Annotated in this window: 16 protein-coding genes and 1 pseudogene; 14 read left to right on the top strand and 3 right to left on the bottom strand. The window is 64.5% G+C overall.

All coding sequences use genetic code 11. The features are described 5' to 3' along the window. The first annotated feature begins 55 nt into the window (after window positions 1-55). Window positions 56-1,507 carry a benzoyl-CoA 2,3-epoxidase subunit BoxB gene (gene boxB, locus N551_RS0104325; RefSeq protein ID WP_027565905.1) on the top strand — a complete coding sequence of 484 codons (1,452 nt, stop codon included), beginning with the start codon at window positions 56-58 and terminating at the stop codon, window positions 1,505-1,507. Between the two features lie 53 nt (window positions 1,508-1,560). Here the strand turns inward: boxB and N551_RS0104320 are convergent, their stop codons facing one another. Both N551_RS0104320 and N551_RS0104315 read right to left on the bottom strand, forming a co-directional pair. Continuing rightward, window positions 1,561-2,361, bottom strand: a complete 801-nt coding sequence (locus tag N551_RS0104320; protein WP_027565904.1) for an SDR family oxidoreductase — start codon at window positions 2,359-2,361, stop codon at window positions 1,561-1,563. 237 nt (window positions 2,362-2,598) lie between these two features. Continuing rightward, window positions 2,599-3,657, bottom strand: a complete 1,059-nt coding sequence (locus tag N551_RS0104315) for a polysaccharide deacetylase family protein (RefSeq protein ID WP_027565903.1) — start codon at window positions 3,655-3,657, stop codon at window positions 2,599-2,601. A gap of 164 nt (window positions 3,658-3,821) precedes the next feature. Between N551_RS0104315 and N551_RS0104310 the strand changes: the two genes are divergently transcribed. The 11 genes and pseudogenes from N551_RS0104310 (at window position 3,822) to phoB (ending at window position 14,147) form a co-directional block, all read left to right on the top strand. Continuing rightward, window positions 3,822-5,216, top strand: coding sequence for an OmpA family protein (locus N551_RS0104310; protein ID WP_027565902.1), 1,395 nt, complete (start codon window positions 3,822-3,824; stop codon window positions 5,214-5,216). Window positions 5,217-5,218: 2 nt separating this feature from the next. Further along, window positions 5,219-5,515, top strand: coding sequence for a membrane protein (locus N551_RS0104305; RefSeq protein ID WP_027565901.1), 297 nt, complete (start codon window positions 5,219-5,221; stop codon window positions 5,513-5,515). An 80-nt stretch (window positions 5,516-5,595) separates the two neighbouring features. Continuing rightward, a pseudogene (locus tag N551_RS0104300) lies at window positions 5,596-5,880 on the top strand (haloalkane dehalogenase); the annotation flags it as partial. A 508-nt stretch (window positions 5,881-6,388) separates the two neighbouring features. Next, the gene (locus N551_RS0104285; protein ID WP_018456061.1) at window positions 6,389-7,444 is read left to right on the top strand and encodes a lysylphosphatidylglycerol synthase domain-containing protein; all 1,056 of its coding nucleotides are present in this window, start codon (window positions 6,389-6,391) and stop codon (window positions 7,442-7,444) included. A 33-nt stretch (window positions 7,445-7,477) separates the two neighbouring features. Further along, entirely contained in the window at window positions 7,478-8,776 is a 1,299-nt protein-coding gene (locus N551_RS0104280; protein ID WP_027565899.1) for an ATP-binding protein, read from the top strand. Between the two features lie 143 nt (window positions 8,777-8,919). Then, window positions 8,920-9,933: a phosphate ABC transporter substrate-binding protein PstS gene (pstS, locus tag N551_RS0104275; protein WP_027565898.1), complete on the top strand. Its 1,014-nt coding sequence runs from the start codon at window positions 8,920-8,922 to the stop codon at window positions 9,931-9,933. A gap of 98 nt (window positions 9,934-10,031) precedes the next feature. Next, window positions 10,032-11,021 carry a phosphate ABC transporter permease subunit PstC gene (pstC, locus tag N551_RS0104270; RefSeq protein WP_027565897.1) on the top strand — a complete coding sequence of 330 codons (990 nt, stop codon included), beginning with the start codon at window positions 10,032-10,034 and terminating at the stop codon, window positions 11,019-11,021. A gap of 4 nt (window positions 11,022-11,025) precedes the next feature. Beyond that, window positions 11,026-11,871 (top strand): phosphate ABC transporter permease PstA, encoded by an 846-nt coding sequence (gene pstA, locus N551_RS0104265; RefSeq protein ID WP_018456065.1) that lies wholly within the window; start codon window positions 11,026-11,028, stop codon window positions 11,869-11,871. Continuing rightward, the gene (gene pstB / locus N551_RS0104260) at window positions 11,868-12,689 is read left to right on the top strand and encodes a phosphate ABC transporter ATP-binding protein PstB (RefSeq protein WP_027565896.1); all 822 of its coding nucleotides are present in this window, start codon (window positions 11,868-11,870) and stop codon (window positions 12,687-12,689) included. Before pstA ends, pstB begins: the two co-directional genes overlap by 4 nt. Window positions 12,690-12,699: 10 nt before the next feature. Next, complete coding sequence (phoU, locus tag N551_RS0104255) at window positions 12,700-13,416, top strand: phosphate signaling complex protein PhoU (protein ID WP_018456067.1); 717 nt, start codon at window positions 12,700-12,702, stop codon at window positions 13,414-13,416. Window positions 13,417-13,439: 23 nt separating this feature from the next. Next, window positions 13,440-14,147: a phosphate regulon transcriptional regulator PhoB gene (gene phoB, locus N551_RS0104250; RefSeq protein WP_007597871.1), complete on the top strand. Its 708-nt coding sequence runs from the start codon at window positions 13,440-13,442 to the stop codon at window positions 14,145-14,147. A 238-nt stretch (window positions 14,148-14,385) separates the two neighbouring features. On the opposite strand, the gene N551_RS0104245 is transcribed toward phoB, so the two are convergent. Further along, window positions 14,386-14,898, bottom strand: a complete 513-nt coding sequence (locus N551_RS0104245; protein ID WP_007597869.1) for a GcrA family cell cycle regulator — start codon at window positions 14,896-14,898, stop codon at window positions 14,386-14,388. 455 nt (window positions 14,899-15,353) lie between these two features. Between N551_RS0104245 and N551_RS0104240 the strand changes: the two genes are divergently transcribed. Beyond that, window positions 15,354-16,556, top strand: coding sequence for an aspartate aminotransferase family protein (locus N551_RS0104240; protein WP_027565895.1), 1,203 nt, complete (start codon window positions 15,354-15,356; stop codon window positions 16,554-16,556). Then, complete coding sequence (argF, locus tag N551_RS0104235; protein ID WP_027565894.1) at window positions 16,556-17,503, top strand: ornithine carbamoyltransferase; 948 nt, start codon at window positions 16,556-16,558, stop codon at window positions 17,501-17,503. The genes N551_RS0104240 and argF overlap by 1 nt, the downstream gene beginning before the upstream one ends. Window positions 17,504-17,623: the final 120 nt, after the last annotated feature.

Genomic DNA, 17,623 nt, shown 5'->3' with positions numbered 1-17,623 from the left:
ACGTGGATGCCCGGCAAAGGCCGGGCATGACGAAAGAAATCCAAGGAGCACGGCCATGAACGCGAACATCATGAACGTCGACTACTCGACCAAGATTCCGAACAACGTCAATCTGGCCGAAGACCGTCAGGTGCTCAAGGCGCTGGAAGGCTGGCATCCCGGCTACATGGACTGGTGGAAAGACATGGGGCCAGAAGGCTTCCAGGAATCGCTGGTGTACTTGCGCACCGCTTATTCGGTCGATCCGCGCGGCTGGGCCAAGTTCGACTATGTGCGGATGCCCGAGTATCGCTGGGGCATTCTCCTTGCTCCCCAGGAAGAGAACCGCGTCGTGCCGTTCGGCGAGCATTTTGGCGAGCCGGCCTGGCAGGAAGTCCCGGGTGAATATCGCGCCATGCTGCGCCGTCTGATCGTGATCCAAGGCGACACCGAGCCTGCCTCCGTGGAGCAGCAGCGCCACCTCGGCAAGACCGCGCCCTCGCTATACGACATGCGCAACCTGTTTCAGGTCAATGTCGAGGAAGGCCGTCACCTCTGGGCGATGGTGTACTTGCTGCAAAAGTACTTTGGCCGCGACGGACGTGAAGAGGCTGACGATTTGTTGCGCCGCCGCTCGGGTGACGCTGATTCGCCACGCATGCTGGGCGCCTTCAACGAGGCGACGCCGGACTGGCTGTCCTTCTTCATGTTCACCTATTTCACCGACCGCGACGGCAAGATGCAGCTGCACTCGCTGGCGCAGTCCGGCTTCGATCCGTTGTCGCGCACCTGCCGCTTCATGCTGACGGAAGAAGCGCACCACATGTTCGTCGGCGAGACCGGCATCACGCGTGTCGTGCAGCGCACCTGCGATGCGATGCGGGAAGCCGGCATCACCGATCCCACCGATATCGCGAAAGTCCGCGCGCTTAGTGTGATCGACCTGCCGACCATCCAGAAGAAGCTGAACCTGCACTATACGCTGTCGCTCGATCTGTTTGGCTCGGAAGTCTCGACCAACGCGGCGAACGCCTTCAACACCGGCATCAAGGGCCGCTATCACGAGACCCAGATCGACGACGATCATCAGCTCAAGAACGCGACCTATCCGGTGCTGAAGTTCATCGACGGCGAGATCAAGCTGGTGGACGAGCCGGCGCTCACCGCGCTCAACATGCGCCTGCGCGACGATTACAGCCAGGATTGCGTCAAGGGCATGCTGCGCTGGAACAAGGTGATCTCGACCGCGGGCTACCAATTCCAGCTCAAGCTGCCCAACGTCGCCTTCCATCGCCATATCGGCGAGTTCAAGAGCATCCACGCGACGCCGGATGGTCTCCTGATCGACGACGCCACCTGGACGAAGCGCAAGGATGAATGGCTGCCCTCGACCGCCGACGGCGACTTCATCACCTCGCTGATGCAGCCCGTCACCGAGACCGGCCAGTTCGCCTCCTGGATCTCGCCGCCGAAAGTCGGCATCGACAACAAGCCCGGCGATTTCGAGTATGTGAGGATCGAGTCGTAGGCCGGGACGACCCCTGGACCGTGAGTGAGGGCGTCGTGCTGACGCGCCCCCGCCTACCCCGCGATCTCCAGGCCCGCGTTCGCGTACACCACGCCGCCATCCACCGCGATGGTGTTGCCGACCACGTAGTCACCCGCGCGCGAGGCGAGATAGATCGCCACGCCGGCCATGTCCTCGTCGGTTCCGATCCGCCGCGCCGGAATGCGCTTGGCGACCTCGTCCGAATGGTCGCGCGCAGCCCGGTTCATGTCGGACTTGAACGCGCCGGGCGCGATCGCGGTGACGTTGATGTTGTCCTTGATCAGTCTCGTCGCCATGCGCCGCGTCAAATGGATCACCGCGGCCTTGCTCGCGGCATAGGAGTAGGTCTCGCCGGGATTGACGAAGATGCCGTCGACCGAGGCGATGTTGATGACCTTGGCGGGCCGCTCATGCGAAGCCGCCGCGCGCAGCGGCTTGGCCAGCGCCTTGGTCAGGAAGAACAGCGACTTGACGTTGAGGTCCATCACCTTGTCCCAGCCGCTTTCGGGGAATTCATCGAACTCCGCGCCCCAGGCAGCCCCGGCATTGTTGACGAGGATCTCGAGCTTCGGCTCCAGCTTGATGATTTCGCCAGCGAGCCTGTCGCAGCCGTCGACGGTCGAGATGTCGATCGGCAGTGCGATGCATTCTCCGTCATACTGTGCGGAGAGCTCGTTCGCGGTCGCCTCGCAAGGCCCGGCCTTGCGCGCGGTGATGTAGACCTTCGCGGCCCCTGCGCTGAGAAATCCCGCCGCGATCATCTTGCCGATGCCGCGCGAACCGCCGGTCACCAGCGCGACGCGGCCTTTAAGCGAGAACAGATCGTTGAACATGGTGCCTCCCTTGGTTTGCGCCGGTTGTGAGCGGGGTGGGGAGGGGAGTCAAGGAAGGCGAGCGTGTGATTGGTGCAGCCATTCGACCGACTCAGTGTCGTCCCGGCGAAGGCCGGGACCCATAACCACAGAGAGACGTTTGGCGGAAGCCGGTCGGTCGGGATTGATACCGATCGCAATCGAAAAATCACGGGGTATGGGTCCCGGCCTTCGCCGGGACGACAGGGGAGAGCGCGGCTACGCCGCCGCGATCCTGCGGAAGCCGTTCCACATCGCGGTCGCGGCGCCCGAGGTCAGCACCGGCAGAATCCGCGTGTCCTGGTAATTGCCGTTGAGCGAGACCCGCGGCAGCGCGGTCATGTGGCCGGCGTTTTCGGCGAACAGCATGCCGGGTCGCGTCGTCACCGCGGTCTTGAAACCGGCGGATGCAGCGAGCACGAATTCACGCTCGCCTGCCGCCTCGCGATCGCCATAGGGATAGGCAAGATGCTGGACATTGCGGCCGAGCGCCTGCTCGATCCGGGCGCGGCTCACGGCCATCTCCTGCGTGGCGATCGCTTCGCTTTGCTTGGCGAGATTGCAATGGCTGACAGAATGCGCGCCGATCGTGACCAGGGGATCGGCGGCAAATGTCTTCACCTCGTCCCAGGACAGGCAGAGGCTGCGGCACAGCGCGGCCATGTCGACACCGTACTTCGTGCAGAGCGCCTCGATCTCGCGCTTGAGATCGTGCTCGCCGGGCAATGCGCGCAACCAGTCGTGCAGGCGGTCGAACGCCGCCTGCTTGGCGGCTGGCGTCGTCGCATCGAGCCGCAGCGCGGCATTGCCGATTGTCACCTCGATCTGCTCGGCCTTGGCGATCACAGCCTCCAGCGCCTCCCACCACAGCCGACCCGTGCCCTCCGCGAAGTCGCTGGCGACATAGACCGCCAGAGGCGCGTCAAATTCGCGCAGAACCGGCAGCGCAAAATCGAGATTGTCGCGATAGCCATCGTCGAGCGTGAAGGCGGCGAAGCGGCGGTCGAACCGGCGCCGCACCAGCCGCTCATGCAGCTCGTCCATGCTGACGATGTCGATCTCACGCGAGCGCAGATGGCACAGGGTCGCGCGCAGGAATTCGGGGGTGACTTCGAGATGCCGGTTCGGCTGAAACGCCGCGGCGCGGGCCGGCCGCACGTGATGCAGCATGAAAATGGCGCCGACGCCCGACAAAAGCGGGCGCAACAGGTGGTGGGCGCCGCTGAAATAGAGTGCTTCCAGCCCGGCGCGGATGACGTTGTTACGAAGTTGTTTCATGACCCGCTGGCGGACTTTGGCATTCCGCCTTCAACTTACGGAAGAACCCTTGAAGAAAAAGTTATTCCAATTGTCCACGCCCGGCCTTCGGAAGGGCGTCATTTCCGGTTTGACAGCCCGCCAAGGGTTTGTTTTGTCTCCGGTTCCAGAGTTCGGGTCGTCGAATGCAGAAGCTTTTCAGGTGGGCCAGCAAATGGTGGCCGGGGCTCATCCCCCTGGCCGTCATGTGGGGATTTGCGGCCTGGAATAACACTTTGCCGGTCGAGGCGGACCTTTCCGCCCGCAGCTCGGCGGCGCTAAAGGATACCGTTCTGGACAAGACCCGGATCGCGGTGGACGGCCGCGACGTCAGCCTGGCTGCGGAGGCCTTTTCCGAGGAGGGGCGCCGCGACGCTGTTGTGGCGGTCGAGACCGTGCCCGGCGTGCGCCTGGTCGACGACCGGACCCGCCTCGTGCCCGAGGCAAAGCCCTTCGTCTGGAACGCCGAACGGGACGTGGTGCGGGTGACGCTGTCAGGCTCCGCGCCCCTGCCGTCGATGAAGGGCCGCCTGACCGAGGCGGCCCGCAAGGAGGTGGCCGGTACCGAGGTGGCCGATCAGATGGGTTTGGCCCGCGGCGCACCGCCGCGGTTCGAGGCGGCTGCGATGCTGCTGCTCGACCAGATCGGCAAGCTCAAGGACGGCAAGATCACGATCACAGACACCAAAGTCACTCTGTCGGGCATGGCGCGCGATCTCGGCGGCCGCGAAGCCGTCGCAGCGGCGCTGAAAAACCTGCCCGAGGGCTTTTCGATCGCCGCCAACGACGTCAAGGCGCCGCCTTACGTCTTCCAGGCCTACAAGGATCCGGTGGCCGCGACGGTGACGCTGACCGGCTATGTTCCCGACAACGATGTCCACGCCGCCATCGCCACCAGCGCGTCGCGGAAATTCTTCAACGAAAAGGTCGTCGACAATCTCAAGGCCAGCGTCGGCGCGCCCGGCTCGTTCAGCCCCGCCGTGGTCGCAGCGTTCGGCGCGCTGTCGCGACTGTCGACCGGCACGCTCGTCGTGTCCGACCGCGAGGTGAAGCTGTCGGGCGATGCGCTCTATGAAGGTGCCGCCAACGACATCCGCGCAGGCCTTGGCAAGGACTTTCCGAAAAACTGGCAATACAAGCCGGAAATCACGGTGAAACCCGCAGCCGGTCCGGTCGACGGCACCGTGTGCCAGCAATTGTTCTCGGAGCTTTTGGCCAAGGCCAAGATTCGCTTCGGGGCGAAGCGCGCCGACATCGATCCGGATTCCGCCGGCATTCTCGATCATCTGATCGAGACGGCATTGCGATGCCCCACCACCAATATCGAGGTCGCCGGGCATACCGATGCCGACGGCGAGGATTCCTTCAACCAGGCACTCTCGGAGAAGCGCGCGCAGGCGGTGATCGACTATCTGGTCAAGGCCGGCCTGCCTGCCAGCCGCTTCACCGCGGTCGGCTACGGCAGCACGCAGCCGGTCGCCGGCAATGACAGCGAAGACGCCAAGGCGCAGAACCGCCGCATCGAATTTCTGGTGAGGTGACGATGCCCTATCTCGTCTCGTTCCATCTGGGCTGGCTGATCGGCTCGCTGCTGCTCGGCTTCTGCATGGGCTGGATCTCGGTGGTCCAACGCGGCAACGGCACCTCGAAGGTGACCGCGCGCTGGCTCGCCGTGCTTGTTGCCGGCTTGGTCGCGGCCTCGCTCGCGCATGTGGTCCCCGGCCGCTTCGGCTACTGGCTCGACCTCGGCCTGACCATGTTCGCCTGCTATCTCGTCGGCGGCGCCATCGGCGCCTGGCTGCGCGACCGGGTGGTCGCGCGCAGCATGCCGCCGGCCTGAGTTCGAATCCGCTGGGCCTCAAACTCCGATAATTCATCGCTCGGCAGGTGAAACGCGAAGAGGCGTCGTGGGCGCTTGACATGCCGATCGCAGGCGAGCCCGCTGACGTTTATCAGGCGCTCCAGTCCGCGCATGCAGTGCTGGCCGCGTCGTCCTATCCAAAGCTCCTGTTCACCGGCGAGCCCGGAGCTCTGGTCGCACCGGAATTTGCCGAACGGTTCGCAGCCTCCCTGAAGCACTGCGCGCTGGTTCGTCTCGGCGCCGGCCTGCATTTCCTCCAGGAGGATCACCCCGAGGCGATCGGGCGCTCCGTCGCCGGCTGGATCGCGGGCATCGAGGCGGTGCGCCCGCAGCTTGCGGCCTGAGCAGAACGCTACCTCCGAACGACGTGCTCATCGCGGCCGCTGGCGGGCGGCCGCAATGACGTCTGTGATGTCGCAGTGCAACCGGATGATCGAGTGCGAGCCGTCGGCCACGTAATCGTGCGCGCCGCAGCGGCCCCGCGCGGCGTGACCCTCTTTCAACAGCGGAATCCCGCCCATAGATTGATTTCGACTTAAGCCGTGACGGAACATTGTACGGCCGAAATCATCAAAACTTCATGGCGTCTGCGCAGGATTGCCATGGAGATTCGCGTCAGGCTTGCCGCCGAAAGCGCCAAACCGTGCATCAGGAGCCCGCAACCTGCCTAAAACCTTGAAGCCACGACTTTTTGTTCGAATTGTCGAATTCCACTCCGCCCCAAAACGCGCTAGTGGAGGGGCAGGGGGCATGCGCGATGCCGGAGCCGCCGGCGAGGATTCGTCGGGTGCCTGCGTGTCGTCCGCCTGTTCGCCGGCCACCCTGGCCGCTGAAGCGTTGTTCGAGGTTTAGATGCTGGAAGCCATACGCAGGGCGATGTCGTTTCTGCGCCAGAAGCAAATCCTGCATAAGCTTGGAGTTGTGATCAGCGTCGCGGTCATCGGCATCGCTTGCTATGTGCTCTACCACATGCTGCGCGGCATCGATGTCAACGAAGTCCTCGAAGCGATCAAGAGCACCGAGCCGAGCCAGATTGCGATGGCGGCGCTGTTCGTCGCCGCGGGCTATTTCACGCTGACCTTCTACGACCTGTTCGCCGTGCGCGCGATCGGCCACCCCCACGTGCCCTATCGGATCAACGCGCTCGCCGCCTTCACCAGCTATTCGATCGGCCACAATGTCGGCGCCAGCGTCTTCACCGGCGGCGCGGTGCGCTACCGCATCTATTCCGCCTACGGCCTGAACGCGATCGACGTCGCAAAAATCTGTTTCCTCGCCGGCCTGACCTTCTGGCTCGGTAATGCCGCGGTGCTGGGCCTCGGCATCTCCTATCATCCGGAGGCCGCGGCCTCGATCGACATGCTTCCGCCCTGGCTCAACCGGATGCTGGCGATGATGATCATCGTCGGACTGGTCGCTTACGTGGTCTGGGTCTGGACCCAGCCGCGGATGGTCGGCCGCGGGCCCTGGACCGTGATGCTGCCGGGCGGCCCGCTGACCCTGCTCCAGATCGCGATCGGCATCATCGATCTCGGCTTCTGCGCGCTCGCGATGTACGTGCTGGTCCCGGACGAGCCCAATCTCGGCTTCGTGGTGGTCGCGGTGATCTTCGTCTCGGCCACGCTGCTCGGCTTTGCCAGCCATTCGCCCGGAGGCCTTGGTGTGTTCGACGCGGCGATGCTGGTCGGGCTCTGGCAGATGGACCGGGAGGAGCTGCTGGGTGGGATGCTGCTGTTCCGCGTCCTCTATTATCTGTCCCCTTTCGTCATTTCTGTAATCTTGCTGACGTTTCGCGAAGTTATCATCGGCGCGCGATCGAAACGCCTGCAGCAGGCGGCGCTCAAGCTCGACCCCGGCCCCGCACCTGAAGCCGCTTACGTGAGAAAGCGCAGCGACAGCGGCGCCTGACCGGCGCAAAGTCCTTTGGAGAAGCCCGCCCCGATGGCGATCGACGCCCCATCTTCTCCCTCCTCCCAGCCCTGGTCCGACCGGCTGCGGCACTCGACCGTCATCCTGATCGCCGCGGCGCTGGCACTGTCGGTGGTGGTCTCGCTGGGCGAATTGTCGGCACTGCATGCGATTGCGGTGTTCGTCTGCATCGCGGCCGCAGCGCTGATCCCGTGGCGCCTGCACGATACCGCCGCCTCGCGCGAAGAGACCCGCCGCGTCAACCCGGTCGAGAGCGCGGCAGTCGCCGCGGTGGTCGCCGGCATGCCAGATCCCGCGGTGCTGCTCGATCGCGCCGGCCGCGTCATCCATCTCAACGCTGCGGCTGCCCAGCTCGCGCCGGCGCTGCGCCGGAATGAGCTCGCCCAGTTCGCGCTGCGCTCGCCCGAGATCATCACGGCCCTGCGCGAGTCGATCGCGACCACCGAGCCGCGGCGCGCGACCTATCTCGACCATGTCCCGGTCGATCGCTGGATGGAGCTGACCATCACGCCGGTGCCGGTGCCGACCACCTTCGGCGGCGCCGACAAATGCATGCTGATGACCTTCCACGACCAGACGCCGCTGCGCCGGGTCGAGGAGATGCGGGCCGATTTCGTCGCCAATGCCAGTCACGAGCTGCGCACCCCGCTGGCCGCGCTGTCCGGCTTCATCGACACGCTCCAGGGCCAGGCCAAGGACGATCCCAAGGCGCGCGAGCGCTTCCTCGGCATCATGCACAACCAGGCCACCCGGATGGCCCGCCTGATCGACGATCTCTTGTCGCTGTCGCGGGTGGAGCTGTCGGCCCATGTGCGGCCCGACACCCTGGTCGACCTGCTGCCGATCATCTTGCAGGTCGCCGACGGGCTCGAGCCGCTGGCCCGGGAACGCCAGGTCGAGGTCGAGACCCAGCTGCCTGCGACCCCGGTGCTGATCGCGGGCGACCGTGAGGAGCTGCTCCGCCTGTTCGAGAATTTGATCGAGAACGCGCTCAAATACGGCGCCTCGGGCGGTCGTGTCATCGTGTCGCTGACGTCCAGTTCCGCCCCTGATGGAGCTCAGGAAACCCGGGTCCTGGTCCGGGATTTCGGCCCCGGCATTGCGCCGGAACATTTGCCGCGGCTGACGGAGCGGTTCTACCGGGTCGATGTCGGCGACAGCCGCTCGCAGGGCGGCACCGGCCTCGGATTATCGCTGGTGAAACATATTCTTAACCGCCATCGCGGCCGGCTTTTGATCGAAAGCGTGCCCAAGCAGGGCGCCACTTTCGCTGCCTGTTTCCCCCAGGGCAAGCCTGCGGCTCTGAGCTAAATTCCAGCGATTTCAGCTGCTTAACACTGTCATCCGACTGTCACCAAACCTTCGTAAAAGCTCAGCTGTCCGCTCCTAAAGGGGCGGCACGGGGAGCGCGATCGGGCGCGGATGGCGCTTCGCTCCCCTGTATGGAGACCAGCATGAATTTCCTCAAAACACTCGTCGCTGTTGGCATGGTCGCCGCATCGACGACGGCGGCCTTTGCTGCCGACATCACCGGTGCCGGTGCGACGTTCCCGTTCCCGATCTATTCCAAATGGGCCGATGCCTACAAGAAGGAGACCGGCAACGGTCTGAACTACCAGTCGATCGGCTCCGGCGGCGGCATCAAGCAGATCCAGGCCAAGACGGTGACCTTCGGCGCCAGCGACGCGCCGCTCAAGGCCGAGCAGCTCGAGAAGGACGGCCTCGTCCAGTGGCCGATGGTGATGGGTGCCATCGTTCCCGTGGTCAACATCGAGGGCGTGAAGCCCGGTGAGATGGTGTTCGACGGCGAGACGCTGGCCAGCATCTATCTCGGCAAGATCACCAAATGGGACGACGCCGCGATCAAGAAGCTCAACCCGAACGTGAAGCTGCCCTCGGAAGCCATCACCGTGGTCCGCCGTTCGGATGGTTCGGGCACCACCTTCAACTTCACCAACTACCTCGCCAAGGCCAGCGCGGACTGGAAGAGCAAGGTCGGTGAAGGTACCGCCGTCGAGTGGCCGGTCGGCGTCGGCGCCAAGGGCAACGAAGGCGTGTCGGGCAACATCAGCCAGACCAAGAACTCGATCGGTTACGTCGAGTACGCCTATGCCAAGCAGAACAAGCTGACCTACACCGGTCTCGTCAACAAGGCCGGCAAGCCGGTGCAGCCCACCGTCGAAGCGTTCCAGGCAGCCGCCGCCAACGCCGACTGGGCCAAGGCTCCCGGCTACTACGTCATCCTGACCGACCAGCCCGGCGAGAAGTCCTGGCCGATCACGGCGGCGACCTTCATCCTCATGCACAAGGACGCCACCGACAAGGCGGCCTCGCAGGAAGCCATCAAGTTCTTCCGCTGGGCCTTCAAGAGCGGCGGCAAGGCGGCTGAAGAGCTCGACTACATCCCGATGCCGGACCCGGTCGTTCAGCTGATCGAGAAGACCTGGGCTGCCGACATCAAGAGCTAGGCTCGCGACGCTCGTGCCCCGGATGCGCTGCGCCGCATCCGGGGCACGGACCAACAAAAAACGTATACTATTTGGTACAGGGGACCGGCGTGGCAGAGATGGCCGTTCAGAGCGATGTAATCGACGACGCCGGACCGTATGATCGCGCCAAGGCCTTGAGCGCGTTCAAGCTCGGCGACGTCACCTTCTACTGGATCACGCGGCTCTCCGCGATCTCGGTGCTTCTGATCCTTGGCGGCATCATCATTTCGCTGATCGTCGGCGCCTTCCCGGCGATGAAGGAATTCGGGATCTCCTTCCTGTGGACGCAGCGCTGGGCGCCGTCCGCCGATCCGCCCGTGCTCGGCGCGCTCGGGCCGATGTACGGCACGCTCGTCACCTCCTTCATCGCGATGCTGATCGCCATTCCCGTGGGTCTCGGCATTGCGATCTTCCTTACCGAGCTCTGCCCGCAATGGCTGCGCCGCCCGATCGGCATGGCGATCGAGCTGCTCGCCGGCATCCCCTCGATCATCTACGGCATGTGGGGCTTCTTCGTGTTGGGTCCGTTCCTCGCCAACACGTTCCAGCCCTTCATGATCAAGATTTTCGACGGCGTGCCCGTGCTGGGCGCGATCTTCGCGGGTCCCCCGTCCTATCTCAGCCTGTTCAATGCCGCGTTGATCCTCGCCATCATGGTGCTGCCCTTCATCACCTCGATTTCGGTCGACGTGTTCAAGACGGTGCCGCCGGTGCTGAAGGAAGCCGCCTACGGCGTCGGCTGCACCACCTGGGAGGTCGTCCGCAGCGTGGTGATCCCCTACACCCGCGTCGGCGTCATCGGCGGCGTCATGCTGGCGCTGGGCCGCGCGCTCGGCGAGACCATGGCGGTGACCTTCATCATCGGCAACTCGTTCCGGATCTCGTCGTCGATCTTCGCCCCCGGCACCACGATCTCGGCGGCGATCGCATCCGAGTTCGCCGAGAGCGACGGCCTGCACCAGTCCGGCCTGATCCTGCTCGGCCTCCTGCTGTTCGTGCTGACCTTCTTCGTGCTCGCGGCGGCGCGGCTGATGCTGATGCGGCTGGAAAAGAAGGCGGGGAACTGACGTCATGAATCCGATCTATTCACGCCGCCGCCGCAAGGATATCGTCGTCCGCGGGCTCTGCATCGCCGCAACCGCCTTCGGTGTGACCTGGCTCGCGCTGATCCTGATCACGCTGCTCTACAACGGACTGGCGGGACTCAATGTCCAGCTGTTCACCGAGAACACGCCGCCACCGGGATCGAACGAGGGCGGCCTGCTCAACGCCATCGTCGGCTCGCTGATCATGACCGTGATCGGCGTCGGCATCGGCGCGCCGCTCGGCATGTTCGCCGGCACCTATCTCGCCGAATACGGCCGTAACGACCGGCTGACCTCGGTGATCCGCTTCATCAACGACATCCTGCTCTCGGCACCCTCGATCATCATCGGCCTGTTCATCTACGGCGCGGTGGTGGTGCCGATGCGCGGCTTCTCCGCGATCGCAGGCTCGCTCGCGCTCGCGGTCATCGTGATCCCGGTGGTGCTGCGCACGACCGAGGACATGCTGCTGCTGGTGCCGAACGCGTTGCGCGAGGCGGCCTCGGCGCTCGGCCTGCCGCGTTCGCTGGTGATCAAGCGGATCGCTTATCGCGCTGCCCGTTCGGGCCTCATCACCGGCGTGCTGCTCGCGACCGCCCGCGTCGCCGGTGAAACCGCGCCGCTGCTGTTCACCGCGCTGTCGAACCAGTTCTTCAGCCTCGGCCTGAACAAGACGATGGCGAACCTGCCGGTGACCATCAACAACTTCGTGCAGAGCCCCTATGCCTATTGGAAGCAGCTGGCCTGGAGCGGCGCGCTGCTCATCACCCTGACCGTTCTTGCCCTTAATATTTTCGCGCGCATCCTTGGCGCCGAGAGGACCGCAAAATGAGTGATCTTTCCGTATCGATGAGCGCGTCAGGTGGACTGCCGCACGCGGCAGTGCTGCCGGAGGCGCCCCCCAAGGTGACCGTGCGCAACCTGAACTTCTATTACGGCGAGCACCACGCGCTGAAAAACATCAACCTGACGCTCGGCGCCAACCGCGTCACGGCGTTCATCGGTCCGTCGGGCTGCGGCAAGTCGACCCTGCTGCGCATCTTCAACCGGATGTACGACCTCTATCCCGGTCAGCGCGCCACCGGTCAGCTCATGCTCGACCAGACCAACATCCTCGACGGCAAGCTGGACCTCAATCTGCTGCGCGCCCGCGTCGGCATGGTATTCCAGAAGCCCACGCCGTTCCCGATGACGATCTACGAGAACATCGCGTTCGGCATCCGTCTCTATGAGAAGATCTCGAAGTCCGAGATGGACGGCCGCGTCGAGAAGGCGCTGCGCGGCGGCGCGCTGTGGAACGAGGTCAAGGACAAGCTCAACGCCTCCGGCCTGTCGCTCTCCGGCGGCCAGCAGCAGCGCCTCTGCATCGCCCGTACCGTCGCGGTGCGGCCCGAGGTGATCCTGTTCGACGAACCCTGTTCGGCGCTCGACCCGATCTCGACCGCCAAGGTCGAGGAGCTGATCCAGGAGCTGTCCGAGGATTACACGATCGCGATCGTCACCCACAACATGCAGCAGGCGGCGCGCGTCTCCGACAAGACCGCCTTCATGTATCTCGGCGAGTTGATCGAGTTCGACGACACCAGCAAGATCTTCACGTCGCCGTCCGACCGGCGCACGCAGGATTACATCACCGGCCGGTTCGGCTAGGAGACGCGACATGGGTTCTGAACATACCGCAAAGGCCTTCGACACCGACCTCCAGGAACTCACGCGCCTGGTCGCCGAGATGGGTGGCATCGCCGAACGCATGATCGTCGAGTCCGTCGACGCATTGATCCGCCGCGACGTCCCGCTCGGCCAGCGCGTCGTCGCCATCGACACCGAGCTCGACGCGCTGCAGAAGCGCATCGAGGAGCGTGCGGTGCTCACCATCGCCCGGCGCCAGCCGATGGCAGTCGATCTGCGCGAGATCGTCGGCGCCATGCGCGTCGCGACCGATCTCGAGCGCATCGGCGACCTCGCCAAGAACATGGGCAAGCGCGTTGCGGCGCTGGAGACGGACTTCCATCCGCTCAAGCTGTTCCGCGGCCTCGAGCACATGACCGACCTCGTGCAGCAGCAGGTCAAGTCGGTGCTGGACGCTTATGCCGCGCATGATTTGCCGGCGGCGATGGCGGTGTGGAAGGGTGACGAGGAAGTCGACGCCATCTGCACCTCGCTGTTCCGCGAGCTCCTCACCTACATGATGGAGGATCCGCGCAACATCTCGTTCTGTATTCACCTGATGTTCTGCGCCAAGAACATCGAGCGGATCGGCGACCACGCCACCAACATCGCCGAGACCGTGTTCTACATGATCGAGGGCCAGGCGATCACCGACAAGCGGCCGAAGGGCGACATGACGACCTTCGCCAACACGGTACCGAACACCTGAAGACTTAAGGGAGCGACGACCCGATGGGCGCACGCATTATGGTGGTTGAGGACGAGGAAGCCCTGACCGAGCTTCTCCGCTACAACCTCGAAGGCGACGGTTATGACGTCGAGACGGTGATGCGCGGCGACGACGCCGACACCCGCCTCAAGGAGCACATCCCCGATCTGATCGTGCTCGACTGGATGCTGCCGGGCCTGTCAGGCATCGAATTGTGCCGGCGGCTTCGCACCCGTCCCGAGACCAAGCAGCTGCCGATCATCATGCTCACCGCGCGCGGCGAGGAGAGCGAGCGGGTGCGGGGTCTTGCGACCGGCGCCGACGATTACATCGTCAAGCCGTTCTCGGTGCCGGAGCTACTGGCGCGCGTGAAGGGCCTGCTGCGGCGCGCAAGCCCGGAGCGGCTCGCCACCGTCCTCGCTTTTGGCGACATCGAGCTCGACCGCGACAAGCGCCGCGTGGCGCGCTCCGGCCGGCCGATCGATCTCGGTCCGACCGAATATCGCCTGCTGGAGTTCTTCCTGGAGCACCCGGGACGGGTGTTCTCGCGCGAGCAACTGCTCGACAGCGTCTGGGGCCGCGACATCTATATCGACGAGCGCACTGTCGACGTGCATATCGGCCGCCTGCGCAAGCTGCTCAATCTCGGCCGCGAGCAGGACCCGATCCGCACCGTCCGCGGGGCCGGTTACGCGCTGGATGATCGGTTTGCGAAGGCGGAGCAGGTGTAGGGTTGCAGCTTTGTTTCTTGGCAAGCTGTCCCCGAATTCTTCGACGTCGTCCCGGACAAGCGAGCGCTGATCCGGGACCCATAATCACCGAACGTGGTTTGGCGAAGACTCGGAGTGACCTCTTTCGCGCAACAACTGCGCGCTCCGAGTATGGGTCCCGGCCCCCATGCGCAATTGCGCACTAGGCCGGGACGAGACTGAAATCGTTGAGCCGTCTTCGCGCGACGACTTGCCGTAATTACCGCGGCCCCGGCTTCACCGGTGCACGCCGCCGATCCGACGCCGGCTGGTACGCGACGCGCGAGTGCTGGGCGCAATAGGGCAGGCCGGACAGCGCCCGTCCACCGCAGAAGAAGAAGTCCGGGCTCGAGGGATCGCCGACCGGCCAGTGGCAGGTCGCCTCGTTCAATTCCAGCAGTGACAGCCGCTGGCTCATCGGCACCACGTTGTCATAGGTGACCGGATCCGGCTCAGCCTCGACCTCGAAGGCCTGCGCCAGCGCGGTGTTGCCGCGCGAGATCGGGCGGCTCACCCGCATCATGTGCTGCGCGGGGCGCGCCTTGCGCGGCCGCGGCGCTGCCGACGAAGGGCTCTTGGCGCGGCCCGAGAGGCCGAGCCTGTGCACTTTGCCGATCACGGCATTGCGGGTCACATTGCCGAGCTCCGCCGCGATCTGGCTGGCCGAAAGTCCGGCCTCCCAGAGCTTTTTCAGCTGCTCGACGCGATCATCGGACCAGGTCAAAACCGTCATTGCACCCTTTCCCTCGCTGCGCGCCAGCCATCCTGGGGCCTCGCAGCGAATGCCTAAGCCTTCAAAAACCCGTGCCGCCAGAATCCCTTAAGGCTCGCCGGGCGCGTCTTGAACGCCCGAACGTTTACGCCGGTACATAAGGACTTAAAGATCAGAACCACTGCACGAGATGTCGTATCTGACAATCCAAACGCTACAATATGGCGTGACTCCCGCGCAAGAGTCCGCCGACTCGCTTCCACATGTTCCGTGACTAAATCCCGCAAAATCGGCACCGCAAGACTACGGATTCAGCGTTTCGCGAGGCTTTCCGGGCGGCATTGACACCCGTTTCACCAAGCCTAAGATAGTCGCACGTGCCGCCCGCAAGAGGCGGCACGTTTCGTTTTCCGGGCCGGTCGATGGTGCGTTGCGCAATGCACGCTCACACCGTCCGCAACATTCAAGTGACCGTCATGACTAACAGCGCAGCGCCGCATTTGCTCCCCGTTTTCGCCAGGTCCGACCTCGGTTTCGAGCGTGGCGAAGGCTGCTGGCTGATCGCGACCAATGGCGAGCGCTATCTCGATTTCACCTCCGGGGTGGCGGTGAATGCGCTCGGCCATGCCCATCCGGCGCTGGTCGCGGCGTTGCAGGAGCAGGCCACGAAGCTCTGGCACATGTCGAACCTGTTCCAGAGCCCGGACGGCGAAAAGCTCGCCGCGCGCCTGTGCAATGAAAGTTTTGCGGATTTCGTGTTCTTCTGCAATTCCGGCGCCGAAGCGCTGGAATGCGTGATCAAGGTGGTGCGCCGTTATCACGCCGCGAAGGGCCATCCCGACCGCTATCGCATGATCACCTTCGAAGGCGCGTTCCATGGCCGCACGCTGGCGACGCTGGCCGCGACGGGTTCGGCAAAATATCTCGAAGGTTTCGGCCCCCCGATGGAGGGCTTCGACCAGGTTGCGCATGGCGATCTCGAGGCGGTGAAAAAGGCGATCGGTCCGCAGACCGCCGGAATCCTGATCGAGCCGATCCAGGGCGAGGGCGGTGTCCGTTCGGCAACGCCTGCCTTCCTGAGGGCGTTGCGCCAGCTCTGCGACGAGAAGGGTCTGTTGCTCGCCTTCGACGAGGTGCAAACCGGCATGGGTCGCACCGGCGATCTGTTCGCGTACCGCCGCCTTGGCGTCGAGCCCGACGTGATGTCGCTGGCCAAGGCGCTCGGCGGCGGCTTCCCGATCGGCGCGTGCCTTGCGACCGCGGAAGCGGCATCCGGCATGACACCGGGCTCGCACGGCTCGACCTTCGGCGGCAATCCGCTCGCGATCGCGGCTGCGAACGCCGTGCTCGACGTCATGCTCAAGCCCGGCTTCTTCGACCACGTGCAGAGGATGTCGCTGTTGCTGAAGCAGAAGCTCGCTTCCGTGATCGACCGCCACTCTGATGTCGTCAGCGAAGTGCGCGGCGAGGGCCTCCTGATCGGCATCAAGGCCGTGGTGCCTTCGGGCGATCTCGTTGCCGCCTTGCGCGCCGAAAAGCTGCTCACCGTCGGTGCCGGCGACAATGTCGTGCGTTTCCTGCCTCCTTTGATCGTCACCGAAGCCGAGATCGAGGACAGCGTCGGGCGGCTCGAGCGCGCCTGCACCGCGTTATCCGGCAACAAGCGGGCGGCAAGCTGATGAGCAAGTCGCCCGATAATACACCCAAGAAAACACCGAAGCACTTCCTCGATATCAACGAGCTGCCGCTGTCGGAGCTCAAGCGCATGCTCGCCGCGTCCACCGCGATGAAGGCGAAGCAGAAGGCGCATCAGCCGGTCAGGCCGCTCGAAGGCAAGACGCTGGCGATGATCTTCGAGCGCCCCTCGACGCGGACGCGGGTGTCTTTCGATGTTGCCATGCGCCAGCTCGGCGGCGAGCCCATCATGCTCACCGGTGCCGAGATGCAGCTCGGCCGCGGCGAGACCATCGCCGACACCGCGCGGGTGCTGTCGCGCTATGTCGACGCCATCATGATCCGCATCCTCAATCACGATGCCCTGCTGGAGCTTGCGGCGAACGCCACCGTACCCGTCATCAACGGCCTGACGCGGCGCTCGCATCCCTGCCAGGTGATGGCCGACCTCATGACCTACGAGGAACATCGCGGCCCGATCGAGGGCAAGACGGTGGCCTGGACCGGAGACGACAACAACGTGCTGGCGTCCTGGGCGCACGCCGCCGAGCGTTTCAAGTTCCAGCTCAATGTCGCGACGCCTCCGGAGCTCGCCCCGAAAAAAGCCATGCGCGACTTCATCAAGGCGACCGGCGCGCCGATCATGCTCGGCACCGATGCCGAAGCCGCCGTGCGTGGGGCCGATTGTGTCGTGACCGACACCTGGGTGTCGATGGGGGACAAGGAAGGCGAGCACCGCCACAACGTGCTCAAGCCCTATCAGGTCAATGCCCAGCTGATGTCGCTGGCCCAGCCCGATGCATTGTTCATGCACTGCCTGCCCGCCCATCGCGGCGAGGAGGTCACCGACGAGGTGATCGACGGTCCGCAATCCGTCGTGTTCGACGAGGCCGAAAACCGCCTGCACGCGCAGAAGGGCATTCTGGCCTGGTGCTTCGACGCGGTGAAGTAGATCGACGCGGGCGAGCTAACTTTCCGTCGTCCCGGCGAAGGCCGGGACCCAGACCGCGGAATCTCTCTTGTGGCAGATCGGCGGAGGCAACGAGTTTTCGCCAAACCAATATTCGTGGTT

The organism is Bradyrhizobium sp. URHA0013, from assembly GCF_000518345.1.
Classification (GTDB): Bacteria; Pseudomonadota; Alphaproteobacteria; order Rhizobiales; family Xanthobacteraceae; genus Bradyrhizobium.
This window is presented reverse-complemented; position numbering and strand designations above follow the sequence as displayed.

Coding starts and splice junctions, on each gene's coding strand:
- boxB (WP_027565905.1), top strand. CDS start 56: ATGAACGCGAACATCATGAACGTCGACTACTCGACCAAGATTCCGAAC.
- N551_RS0104320 (WP_027565904.1), bottom strand. CDS start 2,361: ATGTTCAACGATCTGTTCTCGCTTAAAGGCCGCGTCGCGCTGGTGACC.
- N551_RS0104315 (WP_027565903.1), bottom strand. CDS start 3,657: ATGAAACAACTTCGTAACAACGTCATCCGCGCCGGGCTGGAAGCACTC.
- N551_RS0104310 (WP_027565902.1), top strand. CDS start 3,822: ATGCAGAAGCTTTTCAGGTGGGCCAGCAAATGGTGGCCGGGGCTCATC.
- N551_RS0104305 (WP_027565901.1), top strand. CDS start 5,219: ATGCCCTATCTCGTCTCGTTCCATCTGGGCTGGCTGATCGGCTCGCTG.
- N551_RS0104285 (WP_018456061.1), top strand. CDS start 6,389: ATGCTGGAAGCCATACGCAGGGCGATGTCGTTTCTGCGCCAGAAGCAA.
- N551_RS0104280 (WP_027565899.1), top strand. CDS start 7,478: ATGGCGATCGACGCCCCATCTTCTCCCTCCTCCCAGCCCTGGTCCGAC.
- pstS (WP_027565898.1), top strand. CDS start 8,920: ATGAATTTCCTCAAAACACTCGTCGCTGTTGGCATGGTCGCCGCATCG.
- pstC (WP_027565897.1), top strand. CDS start 10,032: ATGGCCGTTCAGAGCGATGTAATCGACGACGCCGGACCGTATGATCGC.
- pstA (WP_018456065.1), top strand. CDS start 11,026: ATGAATCCGATCTATTCACGCCGCCGCCGCAAGGATATCGTCGTCCGC.
- pstB (WP_027565896.1), top strand. CDS start 11,868: ATGAGTGATCTTTCCGTATCGATGAGCGCGTCAGGTGGACTGCCGCAC.
- phoU (WP_018456067.1), top strand. CDS start 12,700: ATGGGTTCTGAACATACCGCAAAGGCCTTCGACACCGACCTCCAGGAA.
- phoB (WP_007597871.1), top strand. CDS start 13,440: ATGGGCGCACGCATTATGGTGGTTGAGGACGAGGAAGCCCTGACCGAG.
- N551_RS0104245 (WP_007597869.1), bottom strand. CDS start 14,898: ATGACGGTTTTGACCTGGTCCGATGATCGCGTCGAGCAGCTGAAAAAG.
- N551_RS0104240 (WP_027565895.1), top strand. CDS start 15,354: ATGACTAACAGCGCAGCGCCGCATTTGCTCCCCGTTTTCGCCAGGTCC.
- argF (WP_027565894.1), top strand. CDS start 16,556: ATGAGCAAGTCGCCCGATAATACACCCAAGAAAACACCGAAGCACTTC.